We start from the raw sequence: 13,456 nt of genomic DNA, 5'->3' as shown, positions 1-13,456 counted from the left end.
TCCGACCTGGGACAGGGAAGAACACCTGACGCAGTTTTCCGAGACGTTCGAGAGGATTGTAACCACCGTTGTTCGCGCGGTGGCAGTCGGTCCACTCGTTGTCGCCGGGGGTGTAGACAAAAGGATCCTGGAACTGGTCGAAATCCGACTTGATGGCGGCGAAGTACGAGTCCGAGCAGACGCTGCTGCCGTTCTTGATATCGCCGAGATGCGCGACCAGCGACACGTCGGGATCAGCGTTGATCTTGCCGATGTCGGTGGGAAACTCGGCAATCTTGGCGGCGCCGTAGGGGATGTCGCCGATCACGGCGATCGTAGACGGAGCGGTCCCGGTGCCGAGCGGGGTGGCCGCGTCCGCCGAGATCGGGATCGACACGGACGCGGTCAGCGTACCCACGGCCAGTGCCAACAAAAGCCTGCGGTGCCGCATTGCCGGACTCCTTCACCACGAGGACCGCACGGTTCTTCTCCGGGGACGGCGATTCATCGGGCCGACGGCCCGCCACCCGCACTCCGGACGTCCGGAAGCTATCGGGTCGACCGGAACGCCCCCGGAAGGGGTGATGAACCTTCACCCACGGCCAGCACAACGCGGGTTACCCTACCCCTGCCATCTCGGCCGCCGAACACCAGCGGCCGGCGACGGGAGTCGATCGAGGGAGGCACCGATGGAGGCAGGGGCATCCCCTCCCGAGCGGACCGAGCGGACCGAGCGAGAATGTCGGCGCGTCGAGGAACGTGGGCTGTGGTTCGACGAGCTGGAGACCGACGTCGTCTACGTCCACCGGCCCGGGCGGACCGTGAGCGAAGCCGACAACACCCTGTTCAGCACGCTGACGATGAACACCCAGGCGCTGCACCTCGACGAGGCATGGAGCACGACCCAGACCTTCGGCACTCGGCTGGTCAACAGCATGTTCACCCTCGCGACGCTGGTCGGCCTGTCGGTGAGCCGGCTGACCCAGGGAACGACCGTGGCCAACCTCGGATTCACCGAGATCCGCTTCCCCGCACCGGTGTTCCCCGGCGACACGCTCTACGCCGAGACCGTGGTACGCGACAAGCGGCTCTCCCGCAGCCGACCCGGGCAGGGGGTGGTCACCTTCGAGCACACCGCGCGCAACCAGCACGGTGACGTGGTAGCCGTGGCGGTACGGTCCGCGCTGATGCTGCGCCGGGCGGCGGACCGGTGATCGGGCAGCTGCCCGGCCCGGCGTTGCTGTTCTGCCCCGCGGACCGGCCCGACCGATTCGCCAAGGCTGCCGCCGCGGCCGATGGGGTCATCCTCGATCTGGAGGACGGCGTGGCGGCGGCGGACCGGCCGCGGGCACGGCGCGCGTTGCGGGAGACCATCCTCGACCCACTGCGGACGATCATCCGGATCAACCCCGCCGGGACCGCCGACTACGGCGAGGACCTGCGCGCCCTCGCCGACACGCCCTATCCCGTCGTCATGCTGGCCAAGACGGAGTCCGCCGAGCAGGTCGCCGCCGTCGGGCCGCGCCGGGTCGTCGCCCTGTGCGAGACACCGCGCGGCGTGCTCGCCGCGGCCGAGATCGCGGCCGTTCCCACCACCATCGGCGTCATGTGGGGCGCGGAGGATCTCGTCGCCGCGCTGGGTGGCCGGTCGAGCCGGGACGAGGCCGGCCGCTACCGGGGCGTCGCCCTGCATGCCCGGGCGAGCGTCCTGCTGGCGGCCGGAGCGCACGGGCAGGTCGCCGTCGATTCCGTGTACCTGGACATCGCCGATGTCGACGGCCTCGCGGCCGAGGCTCGTGACGCCGTCGCGAGCGGCTTCGCGGCGAAGGCGTGTATCCACCCGAGGCAGGTCGCGGCCGTACGGCAGGCGTTCGCGCCGTCCGCCGACGAGGTGGCGTGGGCGCGGCGGGTACTCGACGCGGCGACGCACTCCGCCGGCGTGTTCTCCTTCGAGGGGCGGATGGTCGACGCGCCCGTCCTGCGCCACGCCGAACGCACCCTCGCCGCCACCGGGCATGATCCTGCTGTCACCGTCACAGACTCACCCGCCGATCAGCGGCGGCGCCAGGGCCCTACCACGATCTGTGGATAACCCGGCCCGGCATGGCCCACCCCGGCCTGGCCGGGGAAATGTGGAGGGTTGGGTACGGTCTGACGGCATCAGACCGTACCCAACCCTCCACAACTCTGCGTAGAGAACTCTGGTCAGCCGGTCGAGGTGAGCGCGGCGACGAGAGAGGTGTCGTGAGTCGCGGTCCGGAACCGGGAATCGTCGAGCACCCGCAGGAGGAAGGGCACGGTCGTGGCCACGCCCGGTCCCTCGATGCGCAGCTCTGACAGGGCCGAGCGCATCCGCCGGACCGCGCCGTCGCGATCCGGCGCCCAGGCGACCACCTTCGCCAGCAGGGAGTCGTACCGGGTCGGTATCCGGTAGCCGGGGTGCGCGTGGCTGTCCACCCGGACGAAGGGCCCGCCGGGGAAATGGCACTCCGTGAGCGTTCCGGGCGCGGGTGCGAATCCCCGGACCGGGTCCTCGGCGTTGACGCGGCACTCGATCGCGACGCCGCGCGGGACGACCGCGTCCTGGGTGAGGTCGAGTTTCTCCCCCGCGGCGATCCGGAACTGCTCGGCGACGAGGTCGATGCCGGTCACCATCTCCGTCACCGGATGCTCCACCTGCAGCCGGCAGTTGACCTCCATGAAGTAGTACGCACCGGCCGGGTCGACCAGGAACTCGACGGTGCCCGCGCCGACGTAGCCCGCCGTGGCGACCCCGCGCAGCGCGGCCCGCCCCATCTCCTCGATGAGGTCCGCGGGCAGGCAGGGCGCCGGCGTCTCTTCGATGAGCTTCTGGTGACGCCGCTGCACCGAGCAGTCCCGGGCCCCCAGGTACACGCCGTTGCCGTACTGGTCGCAGAGCACCTGGATCTCCACGTGCCGGGCCGAGGGCAGGTACCGCTCGACATACACCCGCCCGTCGCCGAAGACGGCCTGCGCGCCCGCCCGGGTCTCGGTGTAGGCGCGCAGGAACTCCTCGGGCTGCTCGACGATGCGCATCCCCCGACCGCCGCCGCCGGCGGCGGCCTTGATGATCACGGGATAGCCGATCCTGTCGGCGAACACCTCTGCCTCGTCCGCGTGGTCGATCGCAGTGTGGCTTCCGGGCAGCAGCGGAAGGCCTGCGGCAACCATCAGCGAGCGGGCGACGGCCTTGTCCCCGAGCTTCTCCATGACCGAGGCGGGCGGTCCGACGAAGGTGATGCCCTCGGACGCGCAGACCTCCGCGAAGTCCGCGTTCTCGGAAAGGAATCCGTATCCGGGATGGATGGCGTCCGCGCCGGCGAGCCAGGCGGCCTCGATGATCGTCGGGATGTTGAGGTAGCTGCGGCCGGCGGGGCCCGGACCGATCTGGACGGCCCGGTCGGCGAGCCGGGTCACCATGCTGCCGCGGTCGTCGGCCGAGTAGACGGCAACGGTACGCAGGCCGAGCTCCCGGCAGGTGCGCAGGACCCGCAGAGCGATCTCGCCCCGGTTGGCGATCAGGACGGTGGTGACCATCAGCCGCGGGCGTCCGGATCAATGGCGATCAGCCGTTCGCCGTACTCGACCGATGTCGCGTCGGGCTGGCACAGCTCGACGATCCGGCCGGCTGTGTCCGCCTCGATGGGGATCATCAGCTTCATCACCTCGAGGATCGCGACCTGCTGCCCGGCCTTCACGGTGTCCCCGACCCGGGCGAACGGCCGCGCACCGGGTTCGGGAGCGTAGTAGAAGACCCCGACGCTCGGCGCGGTGACGTAGCTCAGGCCAGCGTCACCACCGGCGGTCGGCGAGTCCGCCGGCCGCTCCTCGACCGGCGCGGCCTCGCCGGGAACGGCACCACCGGGAACGGCACCCCCGGGAACGGCACCCCCGGGAACAGCACCCCCGGGAACAGCACCACCAGGAACGGAGCGAGGCGCGGGAACCGGATGACGACGCGGCGGCGCCGTCGCCTGGACGGGCTCGCGCCGGTCGTCACCGAGCTCGGCCAGGTCGGTCCAGGCCAGCTCCACGACGATGTCGCCGGCGGTCACCCGCAGGTGCGACGGCGGCCGCACCGCGTTCGCGTACAGGGCAAGGGCGTGGTGCTGCACCGCGGCCAGGACGGTGTCGACGTCCGCCGCGTCGATGGCGGACAGCGGGCCGGACGCGGCGGTCGACCATCCCGGCGCCGTGCCCGGATCGTCGACCGCCCGGTTTCCGTTGGAGGAGACGGCGCCGGAGCGGCGCGCTGCCACAGTCGTGCTCATGAACTCTGCTCCCTGTGTTCGGAGTGTCCCGGGTGTTCGGAGTTGCCCGGGCGTCCCGGGGGTGACGCGCCGGCAGGCTCACCCGCCACCGCGCCGAAGCGACGGAAGCGCAGCCACCGCCGGTACACGAGCTCCTCCGGGCCGGCCAGTCCCAGCGTCGCGCGCAGTGCGGCACCGACGAGCGCCGCGGCGTGGACGGGATCGGCCGCGGCACCGCCGTCAGGCTCGGGTACGACCCCGTCGACAATCCCGAGCTCCAGCAGCTGACGCGCGTCCACGCGCAGCGCCTCGGCAGCCTTCGGCGCGGCGGTCGCGTCCTTCCAGAGGATCGACGCGCATCCCTCCGGGCTGATCACCGAGTACACCGCGTTCGCGCACATCAGCACCCGGTCGGCGACCGCGAGCGCCAGCGCCCAGCCGCTGCCGCCCTCGCCGGTGACGACGGCGACAACCGGAACGGGCAGCGCCCCCATCAGGCGCAGGTTCTCGGCAATCGCGACCGACTGTCCCCGTTCCTCCGCCTCGACGCCGGGATGGGCGCCGGCGGTGTCGATGAAGGTGACCACCGGCAGGCCAAGCTTGGCCGCCAGCCGCATGACCCGCGCCGCCTTGCGGTACCCGGCGGGACTGGGCATGCCGAAGTTCCGCTCGCTGAGCTCCGCGACCGTGTGCCCCTTCTGGGTGCCGATCACGGCCAGCCCGACTCCGCCCAACCGGCCGAGACCGGCGACCATCGCCGGGCAGTCGGCGGAGGCCCGGTCGCCGTGCAGCTCGTTGAAGTCGTCCAGCAGAAGCGAGATCAGGTCGAGGGTGGTCGGGCGCCCGAGCGCCCTGGCCTGCCGCACGGCGTCCCAGGGATGACGGACGGGCAGGTGGAGCACCTCGGTGATCACCCGCTCGGCTCCGTCATGCCCGTCGGACAGGCCGCCCCCGGCCGTGGCGCCCTCGGCCACCTCATGAACGCCGGTGGCGACGCGCAGGAGCCGGGACAGCGCGGCCCGCAGGTCGCCACGGGGAACGATCATGTCCACGATTCCGTGGTTCAGCAGGAACTCCGCCGTCTGGAAGCCGGGCGGCAGCTTCTGGCGGATCGTCTGCTCGATCACCCGGGGACCGGCGAACCCGAGGCGGTCACCCGGCTCGGCGACGATAACATCACAAAGAGTGGCGAAGGAGGCTGCCACTCCCCCGAACGTCGGGTCGCTGATCAGTGCCACGGTGAGCACGCCCGCCTCGTCGAGCCGGCCGAGCATCTGGCTCGTCTTGGCCATCTGCATCAGCGACAGCAGGCCTTCCTGCATCGGAGGCGGTCACAATCACCAGCGGTGTGCGCTCGGCCAACGCCAACTCGCCCGCCCGGGTGATGGCCTCGCCGACGGCCGATCCCAGGCTGCCGCCCAGGAAACGGAAGTCCATCGCCGCGACGATCACCTCGGCGCCGTCGATGCGTCCCCGCGCGCAGACGACCGCCTCGGCCAGTCCGGTCCGCTCGCGGGCCTGGCGCACCCGGTCCGGATAGGGGGCCGAATCGGTGAAGCGCAGCGGATCGGGATCCGCGGGCACGGGCGTCGCCAGCTCGGACCATCCCGGGTCCAGCAGCTGGGCGAGCCGGCTCGGGGCCGTCAGCGGCGCGTGCCAGCCGCACTCCGGGCAGACCCGGTTGGCTGCGAGGAACCGCTTGCCATAGAGAAGAGTCCGGCATCCCCCGCACAGATGCCAGGCGAGGCGGTCCGCGGTCGACTCCGCCTCGACGGCTGGCACGGGCACGGGCGTGCCAGCGGTGGCCCCGGGCGCGGTCGTGGGCGCAGTCACCGGGCACCCGCCGTCAGAACGTACCGGTGCGCCGGCGAGCTCTCGCGCGTGGCCGGCGGTCGGTAGGCGGCAGCCCGCACCGGCAGCCGCACCCCGGCGAACCGCAGTGCCGCGGCCCGCCCGGTGTAGGCGGCGCCGAGCATCAGCTCACCCGCGACGTCCACCGCGCTGCGCCGGTCGACGTCCGCCAGGTAGCTGCCGGCCGCCCAGGTGTTGAAGGCGCCCAGGGACGGGCCGCACCAGATCTGGTAATCGGTGATCCGGTCGGGCGCGGCGGAGATCGCCCAGCCCGAGGACAGCCCGAGATACCAGCGCCATCCGTCTCTTCGGGTTGGCCTGCGCGCGTTCGATCTGCTCCGGGTCGCGTCGGCTGAAGTAGTCGACGGTGTCAGCCCATACCTCGTCCACGGACCGGCGCAGGACCGAACGCTCCAGCCAGTCCCGATCCTCCGCCGAAAGGTCGTCGAGGGAGTCGTGGGCGCGGTAGAGGTCGTACAGCCGGCGGCCCCGCCCGGCGAACATCGTGCCGCGGCGCAGGACCTGCACCTCGGCGCCGATCTCGAACATGTCGGAGGCCGGCGCCATGTCGATGTCGTTCGGGCCCGCCTTCGCCAGCAACGCCCGCGCCGCCGCCGACTGACCGGACTCGACGCACGCCTGGTTCACCGAACCGGTGACGACGTAGGCGGCGCCGAGCGCGAACGCGGCGAACACCGCCGATGGCGTACCGATGCCACCCGCGGCTCCCACTCTCGGCGGGCGGCGGTAGCCGAGCTCGGCGGCGATCCGGTCGCGCACCGCGATGATCTCGGGGAGCAGGACCGGGAGCGGCCGGCGGTCAGTGTGGCCGCCGGAGTCCGCCTCGACGGTGATGTCGTCGGCCATCGGCACCGTGCGGGCGAGCGCGGCCTGCTCGGCGGTCAGGGTGCCATCCGCCACCAGCGGGCGCAGCAGCGCGTCCGGGGCGGGGCGCAGGAAGAGCTCGGCCACCTCCCCGCGGGAGACCTTGGCCACCACCCGGTGCCCGACGTGTACGCCGCCAGCGCCGCCCGGCCGCAGCCCCGCGGCCCGGTAGGCGACGATCTGCGGGGTCAGCTCCAGGAACGCGGACGCCTCCACGCAGGTCACCCCGTGGCGCAGGCAGGCGGCCAGGATGGCCCGTTCCAGCTCCAGCTCGTTCGGGCTGTGGATCAGATTGCAGGCGAAGGGCGCCGGGCCGAGCTCACGGCGGATCCGCCCAAGCACGTCGTCGATCCGGTCGGGCAGCACGCCGGCCGCCCCGTACGTGGCGAGGAAGCCCGCCCGTGCCATCGCCACGACCAGCTCCGGCGAAGCGATGCCGTTCGCCATCGCGCCGGTCATGTAGGGCTGACGCACCCCGTAGTCGGTCAGGAAGGACGCGGCTCCCAGCCGCTCGGGGCGGGCCGGCGGCGCCACAGCCAGCACCGTCGCCACCGCCGCGCGCAGGCTCGCCGGGTCGTCGGTGGCCGCGATCGCGCCGCCCTGTTCGCTCACCACGACGCAGGGCGCGTCCAGCCGGGCGAGCAGGTCGTGGATCTCCTGGGCGGAACGCGCGAGCCGCGGCCCGCCCGATCCAGGACGCGGCATCGCCGGCGCGCCACGGACCGTCGTTGTCGTCGTCACCATGATTGCGCTCCTCTACCGCGCGCTTCGGCGGCGATGTCGGTCAGTCCGTAGATACGCATGCCGGGTTTCCAGACGCTGGCGTCCGCGACGACCCGTGCCCGGGCACCGTCGCGGCGGACCTCCTTGATGTGGACCTCCAGCGTCATCTCCCCGTCATCCGGGCGGATCTGGCCGCGGTAGCGCCAGCTCATCGGCAGCCCGGCCGGCACGACGAAGACCGGCTCGACGAGGTCGTCGGTCAGGCCCTCCTGGACCATCCGCTCCTGCAGCGCCTGGATGACGGCCTCGACACCCAGCGAGCCGGGCATCACCGGGTCAAGCCAGAAGTGCCGCGCGAAGAACCAGTCGTCCGGGCTCGTGGGGCGGACGGCGTGCAGGTAACCGCGGCCGAAGTCGCCGCCGCCGTCCACCACCGTGATCTGGTCGAGCAGGGCCATGGCGCCCTGGGCGCACAGCGGCGCGTTCGCGGCCCGCCGGGCGGCCACGTCGATGGTCCGCCGGTCCGCCTGCGCCGGGCTGGTGCGTTCCAGCCAGGTCGGCACGAATGCGCCCTGATCGAGACCGTTCTGGTTCGCCAGCGTCCGCTGGGTGAAGAAGCCGAACAACGACTCACCGACGTAGAACGGCTCGCCGTCACGGCCGGACCCGTGCGATCCGGATCCGTCGACCGGCACGAGGAACAGCTCGTACTGGAAGTTCTGCAGGATCGCGCCGCTGAGCACGGTCGTGGACAGCAGGGTCGAACGCTGCCGGATGGTGCGTCCCGCCAGGTCCACCTCACGCCGGACGGTCGCCGTGCCGTCGAGGTTGCGCAGGACGTAGTCGTTGGCCGGGTCGGTCAGGGTCGCACCCAGGTAGTAGAGCCCAGCAGGAGCGCCGACTGTAGCGATGTCTCCATGTGCACGATGTTCGGCATCGTCGGGCTGGGGCTGTCGGTGTAGTACCAGGAGTCCGCCGGCGAGTCGTACTCGGTGATCATCGACGCGCCGCCGCTGAGCTGACCGCGCGCGCCGTCCACCCGCATGACCCGGTCCACCAGCCGCAGGCCGCCGCCGGGCAGCCGGCAGACCGTCCGGCCCGCGGCGGAGGCGAACTCGGGACCGAGCGCGATGGCGAGGTCGCCGCGCGCCGCGTGGAACATCTGCAGCTCACCGAGCAGCGCCGACTCTCCGGTCGCGCCCACGCGGCCGAGGAAGGCCGGCAGGACGCCGCCGTGCGCCGGACCCACGGGGGTGCCCGGACGTTCCCGCACGGCCAGGGCGATCCCGCGGATCGTGGCGACCGGCCCATGGGTGTCCCGCAGCTCAATGTCAGCGCGCAGCCAGGGCCGCGGCACCAGGTCGATGTCGGTGACGGTCAGCACGAGCTCCAGACCGGCCTCGGCAGCCGGCCCGGCACCGTGGCCGGGCGCGTGGATCTCGATCGACAGCCGGCCGAGCCCGTCGGGGAGTTCCAGCCGCTCGTCGGGCAGCGCGACGTCGAGGTGCGCATCCGCGATCACCAGGTGCAGACCGGCGGCCATCGCGAACACACTCACCGCCTGCCAGGAGGCGGTGAGCGCCGCGATGGCCAGGTGGGTCGGATCGGGCTGCCCGTCGTGGTCCACGCCGCCGGTCAGCCGGCTCACCGAGGCCCGCAACTGGCCCTGGCCGGCCGCGCCGCCCCGCGGCGCGAACTCCGGCACGGCGGCCAGCGGACCGCCGGGGGCGAGCCGCACCGACGGGTTCACCCCCCGCTGGTCGTAGCGGGCGCCGAAGACGCCGGCAACGTCACCGCGCGTCAGCCGGTCCAGGTCACCGGCGTCGAGGGTGGTGCGGGTGGTACGGCCGGGCAGTTTGAACGCGTCCTCCGTCCAGCCGCGCGCGCCCCGGGAGCCGGAGGGAGCACCCGCCGGCTCCAGGGCGGCGAAACCGGGCGGGTTCCCCGGCGCTTCGATGCCGGCGAACCCGGCAGCCCCGGCGAGACCGCCATGGCTCGCGCCGTCCCGCGCGAGCCACCGGAACACCCCGCCGAGAACCTCCAGAAGCACGTCGGGGCCGCGGGTGACCCGCAGCGCGAGCGTGACCTCCGCCGTGGCCGGGTCGAACCCGCCGGGGGCCCCGACGCGGGTGGCGGCCTGAACACGCAGCTCGTCCCCGACCCGGGGCAGCGGTCCGCTGGTCACCAGAGCCGCCCGGGTCAGCACCCAGTGCCCCCCTCCCCGGGGTGCCAGGTGCGCCGACCCGCGCAACACCTCGTCCAGGGCCTGGCGGACCACGGCGGGCAGCGACACCCAACCGTCGATCGCCGCGGCGTCCCGGGCCACGACGGTGACATCCACCGTCAGCTCGGCAGGCGCCGTGATCTCGACGGGGGCGATCGCGGGAGCGGGCCGCGGCGGAGTGCCGGGCGCCGAGGCACCCGCGTGCCCGGGGAGCCCAGCATCGTGGAAGGCCGGCCGGTCCACCGCCGGGGTGCCCCACCCCGGTCCACCCCGGTCCACCCCGACCACGATCACCCACGGCGGCCGGAGCCCGGCCGCCGGGCGGTGCGATGGCGGCCATCGCGGCCATCGCGGCCAGCGCCCGGTCGGCCAGGGCGGCCTGCGTGCGCATCGCCGAGGCGTGGGCCGCGACCACCGAGGCCCGCAGCCGACGCAGGGTGGCCGTGGCGTCGTCGACAGCCGGGGCGGCCGCCGTACCCACAGCAGCCGTGCGGCCAACGCCGCTCAGGACGTCCGCGCCGCGGGTGGCGGCCGTGATCTCCCTGCCCCCGTCGGCGTCGTCCTCCTCGCCCCCCTCGACATCTCCCCTGTCGACATCTCCCCTGTCGACATCGTCAGGGCGGTGGGTGCCGCCGGGCCGCGCCTCGAACTCCGGGCCGGCCTGCATCGCCGCCCAGACGGCGGCGTCGGTGGGCTCGCCGTCGAAACCCAGCCCGTCCTGCGTCGCCTCGACCGTGATGGTCATCGTGATCCCTCCCATCGCCCGTGCGGTGCCTGGTCTTTCGGCCACCGACCGGACCTCATGCCCGGTCACCCGACTGCCACCGCTGCGCCCCCTGACGGATCAGATCCGCCATGTCCGGGGTGCCGACGAAGGTGAAGTCGGACAGGCGCTGCAGCACCCGTCCATCCGGGGTGTGGGCGGTCACGGTCACCGTGACCGTCATCGGGCCGGGTCGGACGTCGTCGACGACCACGATGAACGTCTCGTTGGCCGGCAGCGGAGCGAAGAACTCCGCGTGCCCGATCTCGATCGGCAGGGCGCCCACCTCGTTCAGGGTCCACCGGGCGAGCACGCTCCCGGCCGCAGCGAGGATGTCGCACAGGACCGGGCGGTGCAGCGCGCCCGCGAACGCGCCGCCGGCGAAGGGCAGTTCCGGCAGGCGGCATTCAGCCACCAGACGGCCCGGCTCCCGCACGAGCAGGCGCCGGATGCCCCGCATCAACGGCCCGTGGATGAGCAGCCCGTCGGTGTAGACCCAGGCCGCGTCCTCGCCCTGCTCGCCGAGCCGGTAACCATCGGCGGGCCAGCCCGGGGCGACCTTGCCGACCTCGGCGACCTTGCCGACCTTGCCGACCTTGCCGACCTCGGCGAGCACGAGGGTGCCCGCGTAGTGCGAGGTCGGCAACGCGCCGCCGCTGTCCCCTCGAACGGTCGCGGACACCGTCACCGGCCCGCCGTCACGCCCGTCACCAGGCCCACCGCCGGTCCCGTCGACGGGCCGCGCGTCGAGCCAGTAGTCCCGCAGGTGCGCCCCGTCGAACACGATCCCCTTGTGCACGATGAAGTTCCGGACCTCGACGACCTGACGCCCGGGCAAGGCTCGTTCGACCCCGTTGACCAACCAGCCGAGACCGGCGGTGGCGGGCAGCACCGGGGCCGGCCCGATCTGGTGCTGGTCGATGACCGTCTCGGTGTCCATAGCCGCTATCGAACGGTGCGCCACGAACGCGGCGGGCTCCGTGCCACCCACAGCCCGCGCGAGCGGAGCGGATCCACCGATGAGGACCGCGCCATCCGCGCCGTGGCCGTCGACGAGTTCCGCGACGAAGCGGCGCGCGCCCTCGTCCGGCGGCAGCAGCGTCACGCCCCGGGAGCGGAAGAGCTCCCGCAGGTCGGCCGTTACCATCCCGCCGTCCCAGGCGCCCCAGTTCAGGGCGACCACCCGGCCGGTGAGCCCGGTCCGGGCCCAGGCCGCGACCCTGGTCAGCGCCTCGTTGGCCGTGGCGTAGTCGGCCTGCCCCGGGTTACCGAAGACACCGGCGACCGAACCGAACAGCACGAGATGACGCAGCGGTGCCCCCTCCAGCGCCGTGAGCACGGAGCGCAGACCGGCGAGCTTCGGGGTGAGCACCGACCGGATGGCCGGGACGGTCTTGTCCGTGAGCATCGCGTCGGCGAGAGCGCCGGCGCCGTGCACGACGCCGGTGACCCGGTCACGCCAGGGCGCGAGCGCCGCGGCCGTCGCCACCGGATCCGAGGCGTCCACGGCCTGGTAGTGGATCCGCGCGCCGGTCGCGGCAAGGTCACCGAGGGTGGCCCGCACCTGCCGGACGGCGATCACGGCGGCAGCCGCGGCATCGACGTCGGGCAGCCGCACCTTGCGTCCCTCGGCACGGGCCCCGGCGAGATACGCCGCCTTGAGGCCGTCATCCTCGACTCCGGCCGCCCAGCCCGGCTCCTCAACCAGATTCGTGCGTCCGAGCAGGACGAACTCGCAGGAGGCGCGGCGCGCCAGCTCCTCGACGCAGCGCGCGGTAACTCCGCGGGCTCCACCGGTCACCACCAGGACGTCATCCGGGCCCACCGGTGGCCGGAGCGTCGCCGGGGCGGTCGTCCCGGCCACCCCGGCCGCCTCAGCCACCCCGGACGCCCCGCCCTGGACATACTCGACGGACCAGCGGCGTCCCTCGGGATCCAGACCAACCTCGACGACGTCCCGGGCGGAATCGACGGCCTCCGCCAGGACGGCCGCCGCGAAGGTGTCGTCGTCGAGCGCCGGATGGACGTCGACCGACCGGCAGACCAGCTCAGGTGCCTCGAGCGCGACGGTCTTCACCAGCCCGGTGACCCCCGCGGTGACCGCCCCGGCTATCGAGGACCCGCCCCGATGACCGAGCAGCCCGTCGACCCGCGTCACCGTGAGGAAGGCCACGCGCCGGCCCGCCGAGGCCGCCGCCCGCAGTGGTACGATGACCCCCTTCGTGGCCAGGATGGCGTCGGCGAGCCCACGCGCGGCGACGTCGAAGTCGGCCAGCCCGGTGGCGCCGATCCCGGCTCGATCGTCCTCCCCGGCGCGGCTCGGCCCCGGATCCGGCGCCCGGTGATGCCGGAGCGCCGAGGGCGAGCAGGCAGAGGTCCAGGCGGACCGATCCGGCGACGGCTGCGAGCGCCGCCTCGACCGCGGCGCCATCCCAGCCGAGGAGGCCGGCGGCGTCGGAGCCCGCAAGGGACCCGATCGCGATCCGCTCGACCGAGATGCCGCGCTCCCTGAGGTGGCGGACCAGCGCCGCACCACCGGCGTCACCGACCTCGATCACGAGCGCGCTGGGCTGGACGCCGAAAGGCTCGTCGAGCGGGTCTACGGCCGGCAGAAGGCGCGGCACCGCGCGCAGCCGCTCGATGGGCGCCTCAGTCGGAACGGGGTGCGGCGCCGGTGCAGTCGCCGTGGGCATCGACGCCGCCGTCTCAGTAGCGGTGGGCGGGGTCGACTCGGGTGCGGCGCTGGCCGGCGCGGTCAGG

The 13,456-nt window shown here is 73.2% G+C and carries 10 protein-coding genes and 1 pseudogene; 2 read left to right on the top strand and 9 right to left on the bottom strand.

Annotation, left to right across the window (positions count from 1 at the left end):
- Positions 1 to 430: metallophosphoesterase (locus AC08OX_RS08570; protein ID WP_476607318.1), on the bottom strand; the 430-nt coding region annotated here is incomplete at its 3' end.
- 238 nt (positions 431 to 668) lie between these two features.
- On the opposite strand from AC08OX_RS08570, the gene AC08OX_RS08565 reads away from it, so the two are divergent.
- Together AC08OX_RS08565 and AC08OX_RS08560 are read left to right on the top strand one after the other, a co-directional pair.
- Positions 669 to 1,193: a MaoC family dehydratase gene (locus AC08OX_RS08565; RefSeq protein WP_476607317.1), complete on the top strand. Its 525-nt coding sequence runs from the start codon at positions 669 to 671 to the stop codon at positions 1,191 to 1,193.
- Positions 1,190 to 2,071 carry an HpcH/HpaI aldolase/citrate lyase family protein gene (locus AC08OX_RS08560; protein ID WP_476607316.1) on the top strand — a complete coding sequence of 294 codons (882 nt, stop codon included), beginning with the start codon at positions 1,190 to 1,192 and terminating at the stop codon, positions 2,069 to 2,071. Before AC08OX_RS08565 ends, AC08OX_RS08560 begins: the two co-directional genes overlap by 4 nt.
- A 113-nt stretch (positions 2,072 to 2,184) precedes the next feature.
- Here the strand turns inward: AC08OX_RS08560 and AC08OX_RS08555 are convergent, their stop codons facing one another.
- The 8 genes and pseudogenes from AC08OX_RS08555 to AC08OX_RS08520 all read right to left on the bottom strand — a co-directional run bounded on the left by AC08OX_RS08555 (position 2,185) and on the right by AC08OX_RS08520 (position 13,127).
- Positions 2,185 to 3,537: an acetyl-CoA carboxylase biotin carboxylase subunit gene (locus tag AC08OX_RS08555; protein WP_476607315.1), complete on the bottom strand. Its 1,353-nt coding sequence runs from the start codon at positions 3,535 to 3,537 to the stop codon at positions 2,185 to 2,187.
- Positions 3,537 to 4,271 carry an acetyl-CoA carboxylase biotin carboxyl carrier protein gene (locus tag AC08OX_RS08550; RefSeq protein ID WP_476607314.1) on the bottom strand — a complete coding sequence of 245 codons (735 nt, stop codon included), beginning with the start codon at positions 4,269 to 4,271 and terminating at the stop codon, positions 3,537 to 3,539. Before AC08OX_RS08550 ends, AC08OX_RS08555 begins: the two co-directional genes overlap by 1 nt.
- Positions 4,268 to 6,083, bottom strand: a pseudogene (gene accA / locus AC08OX_RS08545) (carboxyltransferase subunit alpha). The gene AC08OX_RS08550 and the pseudogene accA overlap by 4 nt, the downstream one beginning before the upstream one ends.
- Entirely contained in the window at positions 6,080 to 6,247 is a 168-nt protein-coding gene (locus tag AC08OX_RS08540; protein ID WP_476607313.1) for a hypothetical protein, read from the bottom strand. The pseudogene accA and the gene AC08OX_RS08540 overlap by 4 nt, the downstream one beginning before the upstream one ends.
- Positions 6,231 to 7,730, bottom strand: a complete 1,500-nt coding sequence (locus tag AC08OX_RS08535; RefSeq protein WP_476607312.1) for a PfaD family polyunsaturated fatty acid/polyketide biosynthesis protein — start codon at positions 7,728 to 7,730, stop codon at positions 6,231 to 6,233. Before AC08OX_RS08535 ends, AC08OX_RS08540 begins: the two co-directional genes overlap by 17 nt.
- Entirely contained in the window at positions 7,724 to 8,506 is a 783-nt protein-coding gene (locus AC08OX_RS08530) for a beta-hydroxydecanoyl-ACP dehydratase (RefSeq protein ID WP_476607311.1), read from the bottom strand. Before AC08OX_RS08530 ends, AC08OX_RS08535 begins: the two co-directional genes overlap by 7 nt.
- 62 nt (positions 8,507 to 8,568) lie before the next feature.
- On the bottom strand, positions 8,569 to 10,227 hold the full coding sequence (locus tag AC08OX_RS08525) for a hypothetical protein (protein WP_476607310.1): 1,659 nt from the start codon (positions 10,225 to 10,227) through the stop codon (positions 8,569 to 8,571).
- A gap of 506 nt (positions 10,228 to 10,733) precedes the next feature.
- Positions 10,734 to 13,127: a KR domain-containing protein gene (locus tag AC08OX_RS08520; RefSeq protein ID WP_476607309.1), complete on the bottom strand. Its 2,394-nt coding sequence runs from the start codon at positions 13,125 to 13,127 to the stop codon at positions 10,734 to 10,736.
- Between the last annotated feature and the right edge of the window lie 329 nt (positions 13,128 to 13,456).

The sequence above is a fragment of the Frankia sp. CoBUL1 genome (assembly GCF_978021245.1).
This window is presented reverse-complemented; position numbering and strand designations above follow the sequence as displayed.